This is a genomic window from Chryseobacterium sp. FH1 (assembly GCF_000735135.1).
Classification (GTDB): Bacteria; Bacteroidota; Bacteroidia; order Flavobacteriales; family Weeksellaceae; genus Epilithonimonas.
The window spans coordinates 1,730,956-1,751,957 of sequence record NZ_JPLZ01000006.1 but is presented as its reverse complement, the minus strand read 5'-3'; the positions used below and the strand labels follow the sequence as shown (position 1 = coordinate 1,751,957).

At 36.9% G+C, this 21,002-nt stretch carries 20 protein-coding genes; 18 read left to right on the top strand and 2 right to left on the bottom strand.

Annotated elements, in window-relative coordinates; translation table 11 throughout:
* Positions 1-245 precede the first annotated feature (245 nt).
* The 4 genes from IO90_RS14885 (at position 246) to IO90_RS14870 (ending at position 3,718) form a co-directional block, all read left to right on the top strand.
* Complete coding sequence (locus tag IO90_RS14885) at positions 246-1,841, top strand: peptide chain release factor 3 (RefSeq protein ID WP_034968211.1); 1,596 nt, start codon at positions 246-248, stop codon at positions 1,839-1,841.
* 87 nt (positions 1,842-1,928) lie between these two features.
* Positions 1,929-2,201: a hypothetical protein gene (locus IO90_RS14880; RefSeq protein ID WP_034968209.1), complete on the top strand. Its 273-nt coding sequence runs from the start codon at positions 1,929-1,931 to the stop codon at positions 2,199-2,201.
* 98 nt (positions 2,202-2,299) lie between these two features.
* Entirely contained in the window at positions 2,300-2,602 is a 303-nt protein-coding gene (locus IO90_RS14875) for a hypothetical protein (RefSeq protein WP_034968206.1), read from the top strand.
* A gap of 177 nt (positions 2,603-2,779) precedes the next feature.
* Positions 2,780-3,718 carry a DUF4349 domain-containing protein gene (locus tag IO90_RS14870; protein WP_081871829.1) on the top strand — a complete coding sequence of 313 codons (939 nt, stop codon included), beginning with the start codon at positions 2,780-2,782 and terminating at the stop codon, positions 3,716-3,718.
* A 53-nt stretch (positions 3,719-3,771) separates the two neighbouring features.
* Here IO90_RS14870 and IO90_RS14865 read toward each other — a convergent pair whose 3' ends face one another.
* On the bottom strand, positions 3,772-4,329 hold the full coding sequence (locus IO90_RS14865) for a tetratricopeptide repeat protein (protein ID WP_034968200.1): 558 nt from the start codon (positions 4,327-4,329) through the stop codon (positions 3,772-3,774).
* Positions 4,330-4,551: 222 nt separating this feature from the next.
* Between IO90_RS14865 and IO90_RS14860 the strand changes: the two genes are divergently transcribed.
* From IO90_RS14860 to IO90_RS14835, 6 genes are read left to right on the top strand one after another with little or no spacing between them, the layout of a single operon-like run.
* Entirely contained in the window at positions 4,552-5,226 is a 675-nt protein-coding gene (locus IO90_RS14860) for a MarR family winged helix-turn-helix transcriptional regulator (RefSeq protein ID WP_034968197.1), read from the top strand.
* Positions 5,227-5,229: 3 nt separating this feature from the next.
* Positions 5,230-6,726 carry a phytoene desaturase family protein gene (locus tag IO90_RS14855; RefSeq protein ID WP_034968194.1) on the top strand — a complete coding sequence of 499 codons (1,497 nt, stop codon included), beginning with the start codon at positions 5,230-5,232 and terminating at the stop codon, positions 6,724-6,726.
* Positions 6,710-7,546 carry a phytoene/squalene synthase family protein gene (locus IO90_RS14850; RefSeq protein ID WP_034968192.1) on the top strand — a complete coding sequence of 279 codons (837 nt, stop codon included), beginning with the start codon at positions 6,710-6,712 and terminating at the stop codon, positions 7,544-7,546. Before IO90_RS14855 ends, IO90_RS14850 begins: the two co-directional genes overlap by 17 nt.
* A gap of 49 nt (positions 7,547-7,595) precedes the next feature.
* Positions 7,596-8,066 carry an SRPBCC family protein gene (locus IO90_RS14845; RefSeq protein ID WP_034968189.1) on the top strand — a complete coding sequence of 157 codons (471 nt, stop codon included), beginning with the start codon at positions 7,596-7,598 and terminating at the stop codon, positions 8,064-8,066.
* Complete coding sequence (locus IO90_RS14840; protein WP_034968186.1) at positions 8,066-8,524, top strand: sterol desaturase family protein; 459 nt, start codon at positions 8,066-8,068, stop codon at positions 8,522-8,524. The genes IO90_RS14845 and IO90_RS14840 overlap by 1 nt, the downstream gene beginning before the upstream one ends.
* On the top strand, positions 8,524-9,231 hold the full coding sequence (locus tag IO90_RS14835) for a lycopene cyclase domain-containing protein (protein ID WP_034968183.1): 708 nt from the start codon (positions 8,524-8,526) through the stop codon (positions 9,229-9,231). The genes IO90_RS14840 and IO90_RS14835 overlap by 1 nt, the downstream gene beginning before the upstream one ends.
* Before the next feature lie 73 nt (positions 9,232-9,304).
* Here IO90_RS14835 and IO90_RS14830 read toward each other — a convergent pair whose 3' ends face one another.
* Positions 9,305-10,624, bottom strand: coding sequence for a PQQ-dependent sugar dehydrogenase (locus IO90_RS14830; protein WP_034968178.1), 1,320 nt, complete (start codon positions 10,622-10,624; stop codon positions 9,305-9,307).
* Positions 10,625-10,857: 233 nt separating this feature from the next.
* Here IO90_RS14830 and IO90_RS14825 point away from each other — a divergent pair, with 233 nt between their 5' ends.
* The 8 genes from IO90_RS14825 (at position 10,858) to IO90_RS14790 (ending at position 20,977) form a co-directional block, all read left to right on the top strand.
* Positions 10,858-11,538, top strand: coding sequence for a TetR/AcrR family transcriptional regulator (locus IO90_RS14825; protein ID WP_034968175.1), 681 nt, complete (start codon positions 10,858-10,860; stop codon positions 11,536-11,538).
* A 7-nt stretch (positions 11,539-11,545) separates the two neighbouring features.
* The gene (locus tag IO90_RS14820; RefSeq protein WP_034968173.1) at positions 11,546-13,216 is read left to right on the top strand and encodes a peptidase domain-containing ABC transporter; all 1,671 of its coding nucleotides are present in this window, start codon (positions 11,546-11,548) and stop codon (positions 13,214-13,216) included.
* Between the two features lie 4 nt (positions 13,217-13,220).
* Complete coding sequence (locus IO90_RS14815; protein ID WP_034968170.1) at positions 13,221-14,540, top strand: HlyD family secretion protein; 1,320 nt, start codon at positions 13,221-13,223, stop codon at positions 14,538-14,540.
* Entirely contained in the window at positions 14,521-15,927 is a 1,407-nt protein-coding gene (locus tag IO90_RS14810; protein ID WP_034968167.1) for a TolC family protein, read from the top strand. Before IO90_RS14815 ends, IO90_RS14810 begins: the two co-directional genes overlap by 20 nt.
* Before the next feature lie 173 nt (positions 15,928-16,100).
* Complete coding sequence (locus tag IO90_RS14805) at positions 16,101-16,751, top strand: MarR family winged helix-turn-helix transcriptional regulator (protein ID WP_034968165.1); 651 nt, start codon at positions 16,101-16,103, stop codon at positions 16,749-16,751.
* A gap of 82 nt (positions 16,752-16,833) precedes the next feature.
* Positions 16,834-18,942 (top strand): ATP-binding protein, encoded by a 2,109-nt coding sequence (locus IO90_RS14800; RefSeq protein ID WP_034968162.1) that lies wholly within the window; start codon positions 16,834-16,836, stop codon positions 18,940-18,942.
* Between the two features lie 150 nt (positions 18,943-19,092).
* Positions 19,093-20,595: a PAS domain-containing sensor histidine kinase gene (locus IO90_RS14795; RefSeq protein ID WP_034968159.1), complete on the top strand. Its 1,503-nt coding sequence runs from the start codon at positions 19,093-19,095 to the stop codon at positions 20,593-20,595.
* Positions 20,596-20,599: 4 nt separating this feature from the next.
* Positions 20,600-20,977, top strand: a complete 378-nt coding sequence (locus tag IO90_RS14790; RefSeq protein ID WP_034968157.1) for a response regulator — start codon at positions 20,600-20,602, stop codon at positions 20,975-20,977.
* Positions 20,978-21,002 lie beyond the last annotated feature (25 nt).

Below are 21,002 nucleotides of genomic sequence, written 5' to 3'. Positions count from 1 at the left end.
AAGCTTCTTTTACAAACAAAATCCCTAGCCCCGATTGCAGTGGAAATCCTTTTTTGCGTTTACTGAAAGTTCTATTGAGAGGGAAATCGTCTGCAAAAAAGATTGCAACGGAAAGCGGGAAATAGCTCCTAATTAAAAATAAAAATATCTTTTGGACTTGGTCAGATAGCTCCTAATTAGTATCTCGAAAACTCGATTTTCAGAATTCGATAAAAAACACGATTTTTGCAGTCTCAAATTTTATTATGTCTTTAGAACAAGAAATCAGCAGGAGAAAAACTTTCGGGATCATCTCTCACCCCGATGCGGGAAAAACGACGCTTACAGAGAAACTTCTTCTTTTTGGAGGAGCGATCCAGGAAGCGGGCGCGGTAAAATCCAACAAAATCAAAAAAGGGGCAACCTCCGATTTTATGGAAATCGAGCGCCAGAGAGGAATTTCCGTAGCGACCTCGGTTTTGGCTTTTGAATATAAAGGTCACAAGATCAATATTTTGGACACGCCAGGTCACAAGGATTTTGCTGAAGATACTTATAGAACTTTGACAGCCGTTGACTCCGTGATCGTCGTGATCGACGTCGCAAAAGGTGTTGAGGAACAGACAGAAAAGTTGGTCCAGGTTTGCAGAATGCGAAATATTCCGATGTTGGTTTTCATCAACAAGTTGGACCGTGAAGGGAAAGATGCCTTCGATCTGCTGGATGAAGTGGAGCAAAAATTGGGTCTGCGCGTGACGCCACTTTCTTTGCCAATTGGTATGGGAGCGGATTTCCAAGGGATCTATAATATTTGGGAAAAGAATATCCAATTGTTTTTGGAAGAGAAAAAACAGAAAGTTGGTGAGGCGATAAAATTTGATGACATCAATGATGCTCAAATCGATGAGTTGGTTGGGGCAAAAGCGGCGGCGACACTTAGGGAGGAATTGGAATTGGTGGAATCTGTGTATCCGGAATTTGACCGAGATGACTATATGAAAGGAGATCTGCAACCGGTTTTCTTCGGTTCTGCCTTAAATAATTTTGGGGTTCGTGAGTTGTTGGATGCTTTCATCGAGATTGCGCCGAAGCCTCAGCCAAAGGAAAGTTCGACGCGAGTGGTGAAACCTGAAGAGAAAAATTTTACTGGATTTGTGTTCAAGATTCACGCAAATATGGATCCGAAGCACAGAGACCGTTTGGCGTTTGTGAAGATCGTTTCCGGAACTTTCAAAAGAAATGAGAATTATCTACTTGTAAGAGAAGGCAAAAAAATGAAGTTCTCCTCTCCTAACGCTTTCTTTGCGGACAAAAAGGAAGTTGTGGATGAGAGTTTCCCAGGAGATATCGTGGGACTTCACGATACAGGAAATTTCAGGATTGGCGATACTTTGACGGCTGGTGAAAAGATCAGTTTCAAAGGAATTCCGAATTTCTCTCCAGAACATTTCCGTTACATCAACAATGATGATCCGTTGAAAGCGAAACAGTTAGCCAAAGGAATCGACCAATTGATGGACGAGGGTGTAGCTCAGCTTTTCACGTTGACGATGAACAACAGAAAGATCATCGGAACGGTTGGAGCGCTACAATACGAAGTCATCCAATACCGTTTGGAGCACGAATATGGTGCAAAATGTACTTATGAACCAATTGGAATCCACAAAGCTTGTTGGGTTGAGGCGGATGAAAGATCTGAGGAATTCCAGGAGTTTGCAAGATTGAAACAGAGATTCCTGGCGCGAGATAAATATGACCAATTGGTTTTCCTGGCAGATTCATCTTTCACAATCGTGATGACGCAGGAGAAGTTTCCGAATGTGAAGTTGCATTTCATTAGTGAGTTTGCTACGGCAGAGTAAAATATATGATCCGCGGAGTTTTTCTGCGGAATTTTTTATCATAAATTGAAAATAAATATTATTATATTTGATATACACCAAAATTTTATGAAAGAGCAAGATATTATTAAAATTATTAGTTCCTGTAATGATGATAAAATAATTAATCACATTAATATTTTGGTTGAAAAATCTAGAGAGATCGCTAAGGAAAGTAATTATTTAGGTATTATTATGGTAATTAGCTTTCTATTTTATTATATTTTAAATTTTTCTAAATTAGAAAATTTTGAGATTGGACCTTTGACAATTAATGATTTAGAGACAATAAAATTATTTTTTCCATTAGCTTTTGCTTTTGTTATATTTAGATACGTTTAATTAGTTCTCATAAAGCAGATAGTCATAAAAGTCTTGAATTTTACAGTAGATATTATTACAAAATTGAAAAGGAAAATTCAAAAAATGAACACATCCAAATGGATGATTTTGTCAGAAGTATCTTCCCTTTTTCTATTTACTCTGAAATCAATAATCTAGCTTTTAAGGGAAAATCAGTTTTAGGTTGTTTAGGTGCAATTTTAATTTTTCCCTTAACTATAATTCTAACACTAGCTCCGTTTATATTAGAATTTATTTTGTTGAAAGATTTAATTAAGAATTGGCAAGAATCAAATTTTTTAGCCAAAGCATCAATTACTCTTACTATTTGGTTGATATTAATAAGTTTCTATTTTCCGCTACATAAATTTATTATTGTTTTTAAAGAAAATTTGAAATAACAAAAGAATAATGTAATAAGCATAACTTTTCATCTGTCTTATTCTTTGTAAATTAATTGTAAATCAATCACAAATTATTCATTTTCAACCAATTAAAACCTTACAAGAACATTCCCTTTCATTTACAAATTAATTTTTCACAGCCTTGGTAGTTTTACATCAACAAAATTATCCAAAATGAAAAAATTAATATTTACCGTGTTCGTCCTTAGCACATTGACAATGTGTAAGAAGTCCGATTTAGAACAAGCTAACAACACCATCGCAAGTGCAGATTCTCTAGTAGATAATGTTTCAGAAAGTGTAGAGAAATTTGATTCTACTGCCAACACGATTGTAGATTCTGTCAATTTGAAAGCTAAAGATCTCATCAAAAAAAAAGAGGAAATCGAGAAAGCTTTTGAAAACAGCAAGAATAAAATCGATTCAATTGGTGAGAATGTTGAGAAATTCAAGAAGGAAATCGATGAGAAAAAAATTAATTCTAATATTGATTCAATTAAAAATTCCATCAAAAAAGAAATTCCAAAACCTGTCACCAAAACGGTAAACAAAATCGTTTACAGAGACAAACCAATACAAAATTCAGAGCCGAAACCTGCTTCAATTCTGAAGAAAGGTTATGTAGAAATCAATGTGGATGATATTGCAACGGGAAAATATCTGGTGCAGGAACAAATCAGAAAATATGATGGAAACATCAAAACCGAAAATCTGATCAGCAATGATGAATTCCAAACTTACTACATCACGGCAAAAGTTCCGCTTCAGAAATTCGATTATCTGGTGGAGGAATTGGCAGATCTTGGAAGCGTGAAAAACAAGAATGTCGAGATTGTCGGAAATGATTACAATCAAAACAAAATGTGCGACATCGAAATCACTTTGTACGGCAACAAACTCCATCCAACTGAAAATGAAAATGACAAAAGTTTCGGTTCCAAATCTTTGGACGCAATTTCCTCTGGCTGGAATGTCATCGGAAGTATTCTGCTCTTTCTCCTACCCTTTTGGCCAGTTTTCCTGATTGCTGGAATTGGTTATTATTTCTACAAAAAGAAAAACAACAAAAACCAAAACCCTCCTGAAAATAAGGATTCGCAAGATAATATATAAAACAAAAGACGCTTAAATTAAGCGTCTTTTTTATATAAATAGTGTATTGAAAATTAGTTCATCAAGCTTTTGCTCAAGTTGAGCGCATCTTGGTTTGAACTGTCGTATTGCAAAGATTTTGCGATATATTGTTTTGCTTTTTCCTTATCGGTGTCTTTATCTTGGAATGCGATAAAGAAATATGCGTAACCCAGATTTTGTTTCGAAGCTTCCACTTCTTCTGGTTTTACTTTTGCAATATATTGCTCATAAGCCTGTTTCGCACCTTGGTTATTCTTTGCCGATTGGTTTGCATACCCAATACTGTAATATGCTGGCGCCCAATCTGGAATGATGGTTGTGATCTTGTTCCAAGTCGCGATGGCGGAGTTCCAATCTCCAGCATCTTGGTAGGCAGTCGCCAAAGTTACCAGAGTCTGCGTATCATCCGGTTTTGTCGCAATTTGCTTTTGCAAGGCTTCTATGGCTGGGTTTATAACTGCTGTGGTTTTCGCATTTGCAGTCGTTTCCATTTTTACAGTATCATTCGTGGTCGGTGCTGTTTGGGCTGTTAGGTAGCTTCCTGCTACCAGTGATAATCCAAACATTAAACTTTTCATTTCCGTTTTCATAACTTTTTGTTTTAATGTTGTTAGTTAAGTCACAATAACGATTCCATAAATGTTTATTCTTTTCAAATTTTAATTTTTTTTAGAAATCCTTAACATAAATCTGATCGTAATTAAGATTTTTTACGATTTATAAAATTAGAGACTCATTTTTTGTCTAATTTTAGGATATTAATGAACAATTGGCATAATAATTAGTACATAAAAACACAAAATAAAGCACAAATGAAATTCACCTTTATCAAAGAAATCATCGGTCTGGCGGAAAAATTTGATTCTCAAAATCAGGATCATTTTTATGCTAATGACATCAATGGTTTCAAATCCTGGATCGCAGATAAGGAACTCGACAAAAGAAACTCCGAATCCACTGAACAAATTTGGCAAGGAAAAGAGGAAGGTCGATCGCCGGAAAGCGTTATCAGCACTTTGTTAGTACATCTCAATCGTTATGCGAAAACTTACTCCAAATCCGCCATCGCAGGTTCGGACTTTAAAACGCAGGACGAATTCAGTTATTTGATCAATCTCAAAGCTTTTGGATCGATGACAAAAATGGAATTAATTAAAAAAAATATCCACGACAAATCTTCCGGAATCTTGATCATCAACAGATTAATAAACCAAGGTTGGATTCAACAATCCAATTCCCAAGAAGACAAGCGATCCAAAGTTCTTAACATTACTGAAGCTGGAAAATTGGCCTTAGACAATCAAATGGAAAAGATTAGAAACGCCACACAAATTGTCAGCGGAAATCTAAACCATTCCGAAAAAATGGAATTAATAAGAATCCTCGACAAATTAGAAAAGTTCCATCAGCCCATATTTTCTAAAAATATCAACAGCGAAAAATTACTAGAAACCGTTTACCAAGACTATTCTTTCGGGAAAAATTAAATTATGAAAAAGAAAATTGCCATCATCGGTTCCGGATTCTCAGGCTTGTCGGCCAGCGCCTATTCCGCAAAACTCGGTCACGAAGTTCACGTTTTCGAGAAGAATTCAACAGTTGGCGGACGTGCGCGAAGTTTCCAGACAGACAATGGCTACACTTTCGATATGGGACCAAGTTGGTACTGGATGCCAGATATCATCGAAAATTTCTTTAATGATTTTAATAAACAAGCGTCCGATTTCTATGAATTGGTTCCACTCGATCCACAATTCGAAATGGTCTTTTCGGATGGAATAATGGCGATTCCACAAGATTTTGAAGCGATGAAAACGCTCTTCGAAGAAACCGAAAAAGGCGCAGGAAAACGGTTGGACGATTTTATGAAAGATGCGCAATTCAAGTACGAAGTTGGGATGAAAGATTACGTCACGAAACCCTGCAATTCTTGGTTTGAGTTTGTTTCGCTTAAGATTTTGAAAAGTGCCTTCAGTCTGGATTTGTTGACAGATTTCAGCAAGTTTGTCCGCAAATATTTTTCGAATCCGAAGTTGATCACATTAATGGAATTCCCCGTGATTTTTCTTGGTGCTTCGCCGAAAGATATTCCGGCACTTTACAGTTTAATGAATTATGGCGGTTACAAATTAGGAACTTGGTATCCGATTGGAGGCTTCATCAAGATTATAGAATCGATGCAGGAAATCGCTATGGAACAAGGTGTTAAGTTTCATTTCAATGCGAACGTCGAGCAAATTATCGTTAATGATAAAAGAGCAAACGCGCTCATCGTCAACGGCGAAAAAATCGAGTTCGATTCCATCATTGCTTCTTCAGATTACCAACATACGGAAAGTAAAATGCTTGCAAAAGAATACAGAAATTACGACGATAATTATTGGAAGAAGAAAACTTTTGCACCTTCTTGTCTGATATTTTATTTGGGAATCAAGGAAAAAATTCCAAATCTGAAACATCACACGTTGTTCTTCGAAAACAATTTGGATCTCCATACAACAGAAATTTATGAAGATAAAAAATGGCCATCGAAACCATTATTCTATGTTTGTTGTCCATCCAAAACCGATCAAAACATTGCGCCGGAAAACTGCGAAAATGTATTTTTATTAATGCCAATCGCCACCGGAATTGCAGATTCTGACCAGATGCGGGAAAAATATTTCCTCGAAATGATGAGCAGATTGGAAAAGCACACGAACACAGAAAATTTAATTCTTAAAATAGAATATAAAAGAAGTTTCTGTCTGGAGGATTTCAAACAGGACTACAACGCTTTCGAGGGAAACGCTTACGGATTGGCAAACACATTGTCACAAACCGCAGTTCTGAAACCTTCTCTCAGAAACAAAAAAATAAAAAATCTCTTTTACACAGGACAATTGACGGTGCCAGGACCAGGTGTTCCGCCAAGCATTATCTCAGGGAAAATTGCCTCCATAGAAGCCAACAAACAAATAATATCTAGCTATGAAAAAACTATTTGACGACCTTTCGTTCAAGATCAGCAAACAGACGACAAAGCAATACAGCACAAGTTTTTCGCTAGGAATCTTGGCTTTATCTTCCAAAATTCGAAATCCTATTTACGCCATTTATGGTTACGTGAGATTGGCAGATGAGATTGTGGACAGTTTTCACGGATTTGACAAAGAAAAACTTTTGTCCCGTTTCCGAGAAGACACTTTTTTGGCTTTGGAAGAGCAAATTTCGCTCAATCCAATTATGCAATCTTTTCAGGAAACTGTGAGCAAATACGAGATCGATCACGAACTCATCAAGCAATTTCTGAGAAGCATGGAAATGGATCTTCACAAGATTGATTACAACTCGGAGCTTTACAAAGAATATATTTTGGGTTCCGCGGAAGTGGTTGGTTTGATGTGTCTTCACATTTTTGTAAACGGCGACAAGGCGGAATTCGAAAGGCTGAAACCTTCTGCAATGATCTTGGGATCGGCTTTCCAAAAAGTGAATTTCCTGCGTGATATGAAAGATGATTATGATGTTTTGGGCAGAACTTATTTCCCTAATGTTGACATCAAAGCATTTGACAATCAAGTAAAAGCGGAAATCGAAAAGGAAATCGCACACGAATTCCAATTGGCATTAGAAGGCATTAAAAAATTACCAACTTCGTCCAGATTCGGCGTTTATTTGGCGTACAGATATTATCTTTCGCTCTTCAAAAAAATCAAGCGAACGTCAGCCACCAAAATGATCAACCAGAGAATCCGAATCTCCAACAGCAAAAAAATATCCTTGATGATGGGAAGTTACGTAGAATATAAAATGTTATCGATCTAAAATTCTATAGATCTGTAAAATGAAATTGAAATAAATCTAAAAATTGAAAATGGTACACAGACTTTATAGAGAACAACAGTTAAACTGCGATATTGAAACGGCTTGGAAATTCTTTTCATCCGCCAATAATTTAGCCGTCATCACACCGAAAGATATGAATTTCACAGTGTTGACGAAATTGGAGAACGACGAAATTTACAAAGGAATGCTGATAGATTACACAGTTTCACCGATTTTGAAAATCCCAATGAAATGGCAAACGCAGATCACGCAAGTGGATTTCCAAAAGAGTTTCACGGATTTTCAGCAAAAAGGACCTTACAAATTGTGGAACCATTACCACGAATTTATCCAAAACGATAATGGTGTTTTGATCAAAGATACCGTAAGCTATGAACTTCCGATGGGAGTTTTAGGCGAAATTGCACACAAACTTTTTGTGAAAAGCAAACTTAAAAATATCTTTGATTTCCGCCACGAAGTCTTGGAAGTGATGTTCAACAACAAAAGAAAAGAATAATGAATTTCTTAATAATTTTAATAACTTTTTTCCTGATGGAAGGCTTTACGTGGGTCGTTCACAAATATGTGATGCACGGATTTTTGTGGTCACTTCACCGCGATCACCACGACCATAGCAGTGATCCGCCTTTAGAAAAAAACGATTATTTTTTCGTGATTTTTGCGATTCCTGCAATTGCCTTAATGTACATTGGAACGATGAATGATTTTGACATTTGGTTCTACGTCGGGATTGGGATTACGCTTTACGGAATGTCGTATTTTTTCGTTCACGATATTTTCATTCATCAACGCGTGAAGTTTTTGAAGGACACGAAAAACCCTTATCTATTGGCAATTAGACGCGCTCACAAGCAACATCACAAACACATCAACAAAGAAGATGGCGAATGTTTTGGATTTCTTTGGGTGCCAGTTAAATATTTCAAAATGTACTTTAACAAAGACAAAGCCTGATGATTCAATATACTTATCTCTTGATTAATTTCTTTACCGTCATCATCTGTTTTATTTTTTCTTTTCATCCTAAGATTAAATTCAACAGACACTTTGGCGCCTTTATCAAAGCTTCGGTTTTGGTTGGTTTGGTGTTTATTCTTTGGGATATTTGGTTTACGAAAAATGGCGTTTGGTGGTTTAATTATCGATATTTAATCGGCCTAAAAATTTCGGAATTGCCAATTGAAGAAATATTATTTTTCATTTGTATTCCGTTTTCCTGTGTTTTCACATATTTCTGTTTGGACAAATTTTTCAAACTCGATTGGAAACCAAATTCTGAGAAAATATTTGTTGTGATTTCATCAATCATATTTTTGGGAATTGCACTTTACTATCACGATAGAATTTACACTTTTGTTACTTTCTTATCAACTTCAATTAGCTTATTGATTTTATATTTTTTCTTGAAAATCAATTGGATTGGCAAAGCTTCGATGATCTATTTGATTTTGACACCAGGATTTTTTTTGGTTAATGGAATTCTTACTGGAACAGGTTTGGACTCTCCCATCGTGAATTATAATCCACAAAATCACATCGGTTTTAGAATGCTGACGATTCCAATTGAGGATTTCTTCTACGGTTACGAGATGATTCTTTGGAATTTGTTTTTCTTTTATAAATTTAAAAAACCAGATGTTGAAGCGGAAACAGCTTCATAAATTATAAATCAAAGTCCAAATTTTTAGAAACTTACAAAAAAAAGCAACTTATAAAGTTGCTTTTAGTACTAATTTATCTCTTGTTGTAGGAAACCCGCCAGACAATTCCGCTCACATCATCCGCTACTAGCAACGATCCATCTGCAATCTGAAGAACGCCAACTGGTCTTCCGTAAACATCACCTTTTGCTTCGTCCGCAATAAAGCCGGTCAAGAATGGTTGGTAAGAACCAGAAGCTTTTCCATCTTTGAAAGGGACAAAAGCTACCTGATAACCGACCAAAGAAGAACGATTCCAAGAGCCGTGCTGTCCTATGAAAGCTCCATTTTTGTAGATTCCCGGAAACTGCGAGCCCGTATAAAATTCTAATCCTAAAGACGCCGTGTGGCTTCCCAAAGGTACATCCGGAACTATTGTTTTCGCTACCAAATCTGGCTTCTCGCCTCTTCTTCTCGGATCTTCATTTTTACCAAAATAAGCGTAAGGCCAACCGTAGAAGGCATCTGGTTTCACGCTCGTCAAATAATCTGGAACCAATTCATCGCCTAACTCGTCTCTCTCGTTTACGACAGTCCAAAGCTCTCCAGTTACAGGATTCCAACTCATCCCAACTGGATTCCTGAGTCCGGCTCCATAGATTTTCTCGCCACTTCCATCCAGATTCACTTCCAAAATATTGGCTCTTCTTACTTCGTGTTCCATTCCATTTTCGCCGACATTACTACCAGAACCGACAGAGATGTAGATTTTAGATTGATCTTTGTTGGTTGTCAAATTTCGAGTCCAGTGGTTGTTATAACCGCCGGCAGGAAGGCTGACAATCTTCTTTCCAGGCTTGGTGATTTTTGTTTCGCCAGCTTTGTAAGGATAAACCCAAAGTCCATCAGTATTTGCAACGTAAAATTGGTCTTTGATAATCAACATGCCGTACGGTTGGTTTAGATTATCCAGAAAAACTGAGGAAGATTCTGGGATTCCATCTTTGTTGGCGTCTCGGTAAAGAATAATTCTGTTGGCAGACTTGCCACCAACTTCAGCATCACTTTTTCCGCTGATATCATTTTTTATTTTTTCTGTCGCAGTGCGTTCAGAATTAGAAAGAACTACGAAAATATCGCCATTCTCTCCTTGAATCATATTTCTTGGGCTTTTGATATTTTCTGCAAAGCGTGTCACAGTAAAACCTTTTGGAGCTGTTGGCGCCTTGTCTTTTGGCCATCCGATCACATTGCTGAATTTGTTTTTCGCACCTTTTTCGTCTGGTGGCGGTAGTTTCAAAGTATCGATCTGCGTTTGAGCTTCCGCGGTCTGCTTGGAGATTGCACTATCTGTGTCTGTTTTTTTACAACTTATCATCAGCACTGCAACGGCAGGTAGAAGATATTTTTTCATAATTTTTTGAGATTTTGGATTAGAAATATTCAGCCCAAATAATTACAAAAACCGTTCCCTAAAGGGAAATTTAATTTATGGCAATCAACTTTTACACATAATTAATAATGCTTTCACATCAAATAATTAACAAAACATTACAATAACCTTAAATAATAGTAATACTATCATTAATAATATTTAACTATCTTTGTCGCATAATTTGCTACTTTAAAACAAAGTAAAAGATAACTATGGAGTTTCAGTTAAAATTTAAGGTCAATGCGCATCTTTATCTAAAGGATCCGGAAAATAGCGAGATTGGAAAATCAATCGTAAAAAACGCGATAGAACTGATTTATGAGACTGGCTTTGAGAATTTTACATTTAAGAAATTGGCTCAAAGAATTCATTCAACGGAAGCTACGGTCTACAGATATTTTTCTTCGAAACACAAGCTTTTAACCTATATTCTCAATTGGTACTGGTCCTACCTCGAGTTTACTTGCAAACAAAGATTGCAGGGCATCAAAGATCCTTGTAAGAAAATGTCGGAAATCTTGGAAATCATCACGCATAATTACGAGACAGATGACCAGATTGAAGATTACGACCTTTCCAAACTCTACAGTATTGTCATTGCAGAAAGCAGTAAATCTTATCTTGTAAAAGATGTGGATGATTTTAATAAAGATATGGTTTTCAGTCCATTGAAAAGTCTTTGCAACTTTTTTGGTGAGGTCATCTCACAAGCAAAACCTGATTTTCCCTATCCTAAATCGTTTGCAAGCACTTTGTTGGAAACTGCTCACTATCAACAGTTTTTTAGCGAGCATCTACCGAAACTTACCGATAATCACACACAAAAAATGGAACATAAAAAATATGTCTTAGACTATTTGCGTTTCATTACTTTCAATCTGATCAAAGAATAATACACAAATGGAAATTTCTCCAAAACAGCACGGTTACAATCTTTTCAGATATGTAACCAAAGAAAAAAAAGACGTCACCAATATTTATTTTTACGCCATTCTCAACGGTTTGGTGCAACTAAGTGTTCCACTCGGAATCCAATCCATTGTCAGCTTTGTAATGGGCGCAACAATGGCGACTTCTATTTACATTCTTATTGCTTTCGTGGTTTTAGGAACTTGGCTTGTTGGCTATTTTAGGCTGAAAGTAATGGAAATCATCGAAAAGATTCAGCAAAAGATCTTTGTCGAATTTTCAATTGCCTTTGCAGAAAAACTTCCGAAAGTGAATCTCTCAGCTACGAGAAAATATTATCTTCCCGAGTTGGTCAATCGTTTTTTTGATACACAGAATTTGCAAAAGGGAATTTCCAAGATTTTACTTGAGATTCCGACTGCTTTGATTCAAATTCTTTTTGGAATTCTTTTGTTATCATTCTATCATCCTTGGTTTTTGGTTTTCGGAGCTTTGGTTATCATTTGCGTGATTCTCATTTTTAGATTTACGATGGAAAGTGGCATCAAATCCAGTATCGATGAAAGTGACAAAAAATACATCGTGGCATCTTGGCTTGAGGATATTGCGGCATCAATAAAAACATTCAAACTCAACTCAAAAACAGAAATTCATCTGCGAGGAACCGATGAACGTGTGATTGATTATTTGGATGACAGAACTTCCCACTTCAAGGTTTTGGTGATTCAGTACAAAACTATTATCGCATTCAAAGTGATCATTACTTTGGTAATGCTTGTGATCGGAACTTATCTTTTGGTGAATCAACAATTGAATATCGGTGCTTTTATCGCTACAGAGATTGTAGTTTTGAGCATTATGATGGCCGTTGAGAAACTAATCATCAGCTTGGAAAGTTATTATGATGTGATTGCGGCATTGGCAAAGCTTAACAAAGTTACTGGCCTGCCTGAAGAAAATATGGGTGAAATAACTTTTGAAGAAGTGCATACTGGATTTGCAATCGAGTTCAAAGACGTCAACTTTGCCTTTAATGATTATCAGAAAATTTTAGAGAACATCAATTTCAAAATCGCTGAAAATTCCATTAATATCATTTCTGGAAAGCTAGGATCTGGAAAATCTTTGCTTCTCAATATGATTACTGGATTCTACGAGCCAACTTCTGGCAGTATTATGTTTGATAAAATCCCTCTTAAAAATATCGACAAAATTGCATTGCGAAATCAAATCGGAATGTATCTGGAAGATATGACCATTATCAAGGGAACAGTTTACGAAAATATCATTCTTGGAAACAACAACACGACCGCAGAACAGATCCTTGATATTTGTGATGAAGTTGGAATTGATAATTTCTCCAGCCAATTCAGCAACGGATTCTTTACCGAAATCAGCGAAACCGATACTGAGATTTCCTTCAGTTCGAAAAAGAAAATCATGCTTCTGAGAGCTTTGGTTGGTGGAAAAAGACTTCTGATCCTTGAAGATCCATTGGATGGAATGAATGACGAGTTCAAAACCAAAATGACACAATACCTTCTAAAACTCAAAGAAACAACAACAATCATCATTGTATCGGAAGACCAAATGCTTATAGACAACGCAGATGGACATCTTCATATTGAGGAGAAAACGGTAAAATTATTAAACAAAAACTAAGAAGATGGAACTGCAATCAGTCAATAAAATATACCAAATCCACAAGAAATCGAACGTGAAAAGATGGTTTCTCTTCATCTTGTTTGGTGGCATTATGATCTTGTTTTTACCGTGGACGCAGAATATCAAGGTGACAGGAAATGTAAGTACACTTTACCAGGAACAACGTCCGCAACAATTGAATTCGCCGATACCGGGACGAATCATAAAATGGAATGTCAAAAACGGAGATTATGTAAAAAAAGGCGACACGCTTCTTCAACTTTCGGAAGTGAAGGATGATTACCTGGATCCGCTCTTGGTCAAAAGAACCGAACAACAGGTGGAAGCCAAAAAGGGTTTGCAGAAATATTACGAAGCTAAAGTGGGAAGCACCAACGACCAAATGCAAGCTTTAAATTCTGGACGAGATTTGAAATTAAGCCAACTAAAAGTAAAGATCAGTCAGCTTAATAATAAATTGGCAGGTGAAGAAGCAGAACTCGCAGCAGCGGAAAATGAACTCAGATTGACATCAGACCAGTACGAGAGACAGAAAAAAATGTACGATGAAGGCTTGGTTTCCCTCACGCAATTTCAGCAAAGAAGCGTTTCCTATCAAAATGCTTTGGCAAAGAAAACCGCCACAGAAAATAAATTAGCTCAAACCCGTCAAGAAATTGTGAATGTAAGCATCGAACAAAATGCGACAATTCAAGATTATAACGAAAAATTGAGCAAGACCGAAGGTGATCGATTCCAAAGTATGGGACAAATCGAAGGAAGTGATGGTGATATTGCCAAGCTTGAAAATCAGGTGGCCAATTATCGTGCGAGACAAGGTTTGTATTTTGTGATCGCGTCTCAAGATGGTCAAATTGTGCAAATCAATAAAGCGGGAATTGGTGAAATCCTGAAAGATGGTGAGAGCATCGGCGTGATTGTTCCAACAAAAGTGGATTATGCGGTGGAGATTTATATCAAGCCAGTCGATTTGCCTTTGGTGAAGGAAGGACAACGCGTGATGTGTATTTTCGATGGTTTTCCAGCGATTGTATTTTCTGGTTGGCCTAATTCCAGCTACGGAACTTTTGCAGGAAAAGTGGTTGCGGTGGAGAATAACATCAGTATGAATGGAATGTTCAAAGCATTAATCATTCAGGATCAAAATGAGAAACAATGGCCTCCGAAAATAAAGATGGGAACCGGCGTTCAAGGCATCGCTATTTTGCACGATGTGCCGATTTGGTACGAACTGTGGAGAAATATCAATGGTTTTCCGCCGGACTATTATGAAGTGAAAACAACGGAAAAATCTGCAGGAGATGGTAAAGCTAAAAGATAGATTATCGCTGGTTTTGATGCTGTTTTGTCTGCAGTTCTCTTTTGCGCAGGATTCTTTGAAACTTTCGCATCAGGAATTTTTGAATGTTGTAAAGACTTATCATCCTTTGGCTTTCAAATATCAACTTCAAAATCAAATTGCAAATGCAGAAATTACCCGAGCAAGGGGGAACTTTGATCCCGTGATCGCGGGAAAACTTGGTGAAAAAAATATTGACGGCACCAAATACTACGAGCAGAAAAACATCGAACTTGGAATCCCGACTTGGTACGGCATCGACATCACGGGAAGCTACAATTACCTTGATGGACAGAAGCTAAATAGCAGTGAAACGCCAGGTGGACTTTATCAATTTGGAATTACCGTTCCATTAGCCAAAAACCTTTTATACGACAAAAGAAGAGGTTTGCTGGACCAAGCCAGGTTCGGATTGAGAATGACCGAAGCTGAACAGATCGTGTTAACAAATGAACTGTTGCTTGATGCTGAAAATACATTTTGGGAATGGGTGAAAAATTATGAAATCTACAAGCTCCAAAAATCTGCAGTGGACATCAACAAAGAACGTCTTGAACTTACCAGAAAGACCTACGAATACGGAGAAAGACCAGCAATTGACACTGTAGAAGTCTTGTCTCAATTGCAAAATTTTGAACTTCAGGAGCGTGATGCTTATCTGAAATTTGTGAAAAGTACGCAGGATTTGCAGATGTTTCTATGGCAAGACAATCAGGAACTTTTTGAGATCTCACAGCTTATTTTTCCATCTTCCAATCTTGATGAGCATTCCGGATATTCGGACTATGAATTTTTGGTTCAAAATGTTTCCGATAGACAATTGGAAAATCACGCTTCGCTGGAATATTATTTCCAAAAACAAAACATTTTGGAAAGTGAGCGGCGGTTGAAATGGCAGAGTTTCCTTCCCAAGTTGGATTTCACCTACAATTTTTTCAACAAAGAAAATTATCAGCCCAATTATCTTCCATTATTTGACAACAATTTCCAATACGGTTTGAAGCTCGAAATTCCGATTTTCCTGAGGCAAGCAAGAGCAGATTACGAAATTGCAAAGCTGAAGATTTCCCAGAACCAGCAGGATTTCCAATTCAAAACGCGTGAGGTCAGTACTAAAATAGAATCTTACAAAAACGAGGTCAGTAATTATTTCACGCAGATTGATATTATGAGTAGAAACCTCAATAATTATCAACGTCTTTTGGATGCTGAAGAAATGAGATTCAGCAATGGTGAAAGTTCTTTGTTTTTAATTAATTCAAGAGAAAATAAACTACTGGAAGCAAAGGAAAAAAACCTTGAACTTAAAACGAAATTCCTCCAAAGCTATAATAAGCTCAAATGGTTGAATGAGAATTTTTTGAGGTAAACCCATATCAATAAAATATGATCGAATCCATCGCTTTTGATTTTATTATTAAAAAAACTGGTTATATGGGGCAAACGTGAAAATCATTGAAATAGACGGTGGAATGGGCAGTGGGAAACTATACTTTGTGTTCGAAAAGCAAAAAACTAATATCTTTACATTAAATTAGAACTATGCAAACCGATTTTTTCATCAATCTCCTACAAAGAGTCAAAGAATTTGAAGATTCTGAAGCGTTCAAGCCCAATGCTGATGTTGAGGATTTTCGAGTTTGGATGAATGATAAAAAATATTCTGATGAAAGTCCAACCAAGCTTTTCAAAAATGAAAATCACAAGGTTTCCTTCACAGAAAACGAGATTTGCAAACAGATTCTCCTTCTTGGAAGATATTCTAAATTGATGATTAGAAAAGGTTTGGGAGATTTTCCGGAATTGGCAAATGAAGAATTCACCTACCTCTATCGTTTAAAAGATGAACCTTTTTTGACAAAAATCCAACTGATCGAAAAAAATGGGCACGAGAAGCAAACCGGAACTCAAATCATCAAAAGACTTTTGGAGGCCGAATTTCTAGAAGAAAAAAATGACGAAGATGACAAACGAAGCAAACGATTGAACCTGACAAAAAAAGGTGAAGCCGTTTTCCACGATTCAGTTTCAAACGTTAACTTAACTTCCAAAATTCTATCAGGGAAATTGGATGATGATGAGAAGAATGACCTTCTAAGAATTCTTAAAAAACTTAATGAATTCCATGCTCACCTCTACTCCGAATATAAAAATTCTGATATTGAAACCATCAGTCAGTTGTTATCAAAATAGGACTCATTTTTGCATTTGGAGAAACTTTTTGCGTGCTATTAGATATTAAACTAATTTTACTTCCCCAATTATTTTAAGGAATATGATCGACAATACATTTGGCATCAACATCGTGCCTGACAATGATTTACAGCGCCTTGACGCGTTGCATCGTTATCGAATTACAGACACACCTTCCGAAGAAAGTTTTGACGGCATTGCGAAATTGGCGACACAGATCTTCAATGTACCTATTTCGTTGCTATCCCTCGTAGATGCAGAATCTGTTTTTTTCAAAGCCAATGTGGGAATGGGCAAAGCAAAGAAAGCCAATCGAGGTCATAGTCTGTGTGCGTTGGCAGTTTTGGACAAGGAAGTCACAGTTTTTGAAGACGCTTTGAAAGAACCTTGCTTGATGGCCAATCCAAATGTAATTGGAGATTTTGGAGTAAGATTTTACGCAGGTGCTCCACTTATCACACACGATGGATTTTTGATTGGAACACTTTGCATCATTGATCAAAAACCAAGAGAATTTTCCGATGCCGACCGTTTGATTTTGGAAGGATTGGCGAAGACTGCGATGGACCAGATTGAGCTTAGAAGATCCGCATTAGATAAAATTGATGAAGTCGATTCTGCTCGTCAACAATTGGAAGTGGCAATGCAGGATCTTGCGGAATTCAATGTGGAGATGGAAGCTACCAACGAACAGCTTAATATCGCTAATAATGAGCTAAATAAGACCTATGACCTCACAGTTACTTTAAATGAAAATTTACAGAAAAGTGAACTGCGTTTGCAATCATTTATCAGCAAAGCACCAGTAGCTTTTGGGATTTTGACTGGACGCGAAATGAGAATCGAGGTTGCAAATGAAATGATTTTACTACTTTGGGGCAAAACGAATGATGTCATTGGAAAACCTTTGGCCGTGGCACATCCGGAATTGGAAGGACAACCCTATCTTTCTTTGTTGGATAATGTTTTCACAAGTGGTGAAACTTATATAGGCGATACGGCTTTGTTGAAATTAGAATCTGAAGGTGTTTTAAAGGATCATTATTTTGATTTCATCTATGAACCTTTGAAAAACGAAAAGGACGAAACCATATCCATCATTGTCATAGCGAATGATGTGACAGAACGCATTAATAAAAGAAATGCATTAGAAGAACTCAACCAACAATTGGAAATCGCTTTGCGAGCTGGCGAGTTGGGATCTTACAATCTTAATCTGAAAACTGGAGCGATTACAAGCTCTGCCCAATGCAAAGCTAATTACGGTTTGAGCGTTGATCATCAATTCGATTTTGATGATTTGATGGAAATTATTTTGCCAGAATACCGCTCATCTCTTCAGGATAAAATCAATGAATCTTTAGAAAGCCTTTCCTCCTTCCATGCAGAATATTTGGTAAGATGGGCAGATGGCTCTTTACATTGGATCAGTGCATCCGGGCAACCAAGTTTTGACGAAAATGGTGAAGCCACGCAAATGATTGGTGTAACTGTAGACATCACCAAAAGAAAACATTACGAAACGCAGAAAGATGATTTCTTGGGAATTGCCAGCCACGAATTAAAAACGCCTATCACTAGTTTAAAAGCAACGCTTCAGCTTTTGCAGAGACTGAAAGGTCAACCAACGCATGAGATGATTCCAAGATTGATCGATCAATCTGCAAATAGCCTGGAAAAACTCAATAAATTGGTTGATGACCTTTTGAATATCCATCGTGTGACTGCCGGTCAATTGGAGCTTACGAAAGATTGGTTCACTGTCTCTGAAATGCTGAATTCATGCTGTGACCACGTCAGAATTGATGGAAAACATGAACTTGTCGTGAAAGGTGATCTGAATGCGAAAATCTATGCAGACGAACATAGGATAGATCAAGTCGTCGTCAATTTTGTAAATAATGCTGTGAAATACGCACCCCATTCCAAAGTAATTGAAATGATCGTGGAACAAAAAGAAGATCATGTGAAAGTCATTGTTAAAGATAATGGTGACGGGATTGATCCTTCTGTCCAGCCGTATTTGTTTGACCGATATTACCGTGCAAGCCACAAGAGCCAAGGCTATTCTGGTTTAGGTCTGGGATTGTACATTTCTTCAGAAATCATCAAACGTCACGGCGGTGAAGTTGGGGTTGACAGCAATCTCGGACAAGGTAGCAGTTTCTGGTTTACAATTCCCAACTATTAACATTAATAAAATAAAAGCTAAAACTATGGGCATAGTTTTGGTTAATACTAATTCATCAAATTCAAAGGTGTTTTTAAATCGAGCACTAATGAAAATTAAGTTCAATATAAAATGTAACAATTGGATACATTAAAACAAGATTTCAATACTATGAGTAACGATCTCAACGATAATATATATTTACACGCCCTCGATTCCGCTAATTCTGGAATCATTATTACTGATAATTTGTTACCGGACAACCCTATTATCTATTGTAACAAAGCATTCGAAAAAATCACAGGATATTCTCATAATGAGATCATTGGCCATAACTGCCGTTTTCTACAGGCTCAGGATCGCATGCAGGAAGAACGGGAGTTTATAAAAAATGCTGTGAAAAATGGCGAGCAATGCAGAGTAGAGATCAGAAATTACAGAAAAAACGGTACTCTTTTTTGGAATGAGTTGATCATATCTCCTGTCATAAAATCGGATGGAACAGTTACCCACTTCATTGGTGTTCAAAATGATATTACAGATCGCAAAAAATCTGAGAATGAACTTCGTGAAGAAAAAGCTTCTGTTGACAAAAAGATTCTGGAGCGAACAAAAGAACTTCAGGATAATGAGGCTTTCCTTTCGAGTATAATTCAAACCGTGAGAGAAAGTTTGCTTGTTTTGGATGCAGATTACAAAGTTTTGAGTGCAAACACTCATTTTTTAAATTCCTTCAAAGTAACGCAGGAAGATACGGTGGGAAGGATTTTATTTGAACTTGGTAATCACCAATGGGATATTGAAGCTTTAAAAGTTTTATTGACAAAAATTTTACCTACAAACAATCCAGTTATCGATTTTGAAGTTGAGCACGACTTTCCTTACATCGGGAAAAAGATCATGCTTGTAAATGCTTACAGAATTGAATTTGAAGGCCAGTACAAAGACAGGATCCTGATTGCCATAGAAGATATTACCGACAAAAAAGAAATTGATCGTAGAAAAGATGATTTTCTTTCTATTGCAAGTCACGAGCTGAAAACGCCTTTGACCACAATAAAAGGTTTGGTGCAATTGTTACAAAGAATGAAACCGGAAAATTCTTCGGAAAAATTCACAGCAACTTTGGATAAAGCTTCTGTTCATGTGGATCGTTTAAATAACTTGATTTCAGAACTTTTGGACACTTCAAAAATCCAATCCGGAAATATTGAGATTCACAAAGAACCATTTGATATTGACAAAGCGCTCCGAGACACTGTCGACAGTTTGACGGTTGCGACGCCAGAATATGAAATCATTTTGAAAAGCGATACAAATGCTTCGATTTTGGGCGATGAGTTGCAAATCTCACAAGTCATCAACAATCTGATTTCGAACGCTATAAAGTATTCTCCAGACTCAAAAAAAATAGAAGTTCATGGAAATAGAGTTGGCAACTTTGTAAAAGTTTCTGTTACAGATTACGGAATGGGAATCAGCGCTCAGGATCAAACAAAAATATTCGAAAGATTCTTCCGAGCACGCGATATTCAGAAAAAATTTCCTGGAATGGGAATTGGTCTTTATATTTGCCACGAGATCATCGCCAGCCACGATGGAACACTTTGGGTAGAGAGCGAAATAGGCTCTGGATCTACTTTTAACTTTACATTACCGATTATAAATAGCTGATATTATGGAAGGGAAAAAAATTATGATCTGCGATGATGATCACGGTATATTAGAAGTTTTGGAAATGATGTTGGAAATCGAAGGTTTTACCGTTTTCAGAGAAAGCAACAGCACCAATTTGTTGAGCGAGATCAAGCGTACATCTCCTGATCTATTGTTGATGGATCTGTGGATGCCGGTTTTGTCGGGTGATCAAATCTTAAAAGTAATCCGAACAAGTGAAGAGTTCAAGAATCTTCCTGTCATCATACTTTCTGCAAGTGTAGATGGAAAAGAAATTGCTAACAATGCAGGTGCCAATGGTTTCATTCCGAAGCCGTTCAACATGGATGAAATGATTGTTGATATTAACAATATGTTGGCGGGAGTTCCCAATAACTAGATTTAAATCTTACGAAAATATAAGA

What these genes read in the sequence shown, in the direction of transcription:
- IO90_RS14885 (WP_034968211.1), top strand. Translation starts at nt 246, where the DNA reads ATGTCTTTAGAACAAGAAATCAGCAGGAGAAAAACTTTCGGGATCATC.
- IO90_RS14850 (WP_034968192.1), top strand. Translation starts at nt 6,710, where the DNA reads ATGAAAAAACTATTTGACGACCTTTCGTTCAAGATCAGCAAACAGACG.
- IO90_RS14875 (WP_034968206.1), top strand. Translation starts at nt 2,300, where the DNA reads ATGGATGATTTTGTCAGAAGTATCTTCCCTTTTTCTATTTACTCTGAA.
- IO90_RS14870 (WP_081871829.1), top strand. Translation starts at nt 2,780, where the DNA reads ATGAAAAAATTAATATTTACCGTGTTCGTCCTTAGCACATTGACAATG.
- IO90_RS14845 (WP_034968189.1), top strand. Translation starts at nt 7,596, where the DNA reads ATGGTACACAGACTTTATAGAGAACAACAGTTAAACTGCGATATTGAA.
- IO90_RS14865 (WP_034968200.1), bottom strand. Translation starts at nt 4,329, where the DNA reads ATGAAAACGGAAATGAAAAGTTTAATGTTTGGATTATCACTGGTAGCA.
- IO90_RS14840 (WP_034968186.1), top strand. Translation starts at nt 8,066, where the DNA reads ATGAATTTCTTAATAATTTTAATAACTTTTTTCCTGATGGAAGGCTTT.
- IO90_RS14795 (WP_034968159.1), top strand. Translation starts at nt 19,093, where the DNA reads ATGAGTAACGATCTCAACGATAATATATATTTACACGCCCTCGATTCC.
- IO90_RS14825 (WP_034968175.1), top strand. Translation starts at nt 10,858, where the DNA reads ATGGAGTTTCAGTTAAAATTTAAGGTCAATGCGCATCTTTATCTAAAG.
- IO90_RS14860 (WP_034968197.1), top strand. Translation starts at nt 4,552, where the DNA reads ATGAAATTCACCTTTATCAAAGAAATCATCGGTCTGGCGGAAAAATTT.
- IO90_RS14830 (WP_034968178.1), bottom strand. Translation starts at nt 10,624, where the DNA reads ATGAAAAAATATCTTCTACCTGCCGTTGCAGTGCTGATGATAAGTTGT.
- IO90_RS14820 (WP_034968173.1), top strand. Translation starts at nt 11,546, where the DNA reads ATGGAAATTTCTCCAAAACAGCACGGTTACAATCTTTTCAGATATGTA.
- IO90_RS14855 (WP_034968194.1), top strand. Translation starts at nt 5,230, where the DNA reads ATGAAAAAGAAAATTGCCATCATCGGTTCCGGATTCTCAGGCTTGTCG.
- IO90_RS14800 (WP_034968162.1), top strand. Translation starts at nt 16,834, where the DNA reads ATGATCGACAATACATTTGGCATCAACATCGTGCCTGACAATGATTTA.
- IO90_RS14790 (WP_034968157.1), top strand. Translation starts at nt 20,600, where the DNA reads ATGGAAGGGAAAAAAATTATGATCTGCGATGATGATCACGGTATATTA.
- IO90_RS14815 (WP_034968170.1), top strand. Translation starts at nt 13,221, where the DNA reads ATGGAACTGCAATCAGTCAATAAAATATACCAAATCCACAAGAAATCG.
- IO90_RS14810 (WP_034968167.1), top strand. Translation starts at nt 14,521, where the DNA reads ATGGTAAAGCTAAAAGATAGATTATCGCTGGTTTTGATGCTGTTTTGT.
- IO90_RS14835 (WP_034968183.1), top strand. Translation starts at nt 8,524, where the DNA reads ATGATTCAATATACTTATCTCTTGATTAATTTCTTTACCGTCATCATC.
- IO90_RS14805 (WP_034968165.1), top strand. Translation starts at nt 16,101, where the DNA reads ATGCAAACCGATTTTTTCATCAATCTCCTACAAAGAGTCAAAGAATTT.
- IO90_RS14880 (WP_034968209.1), top strand. Translation starts at nt 1,929, where the DNA reads ATGAAAGAGCAAGATATTATTAAAATTATTAGTTCCTGTAATGATGAT.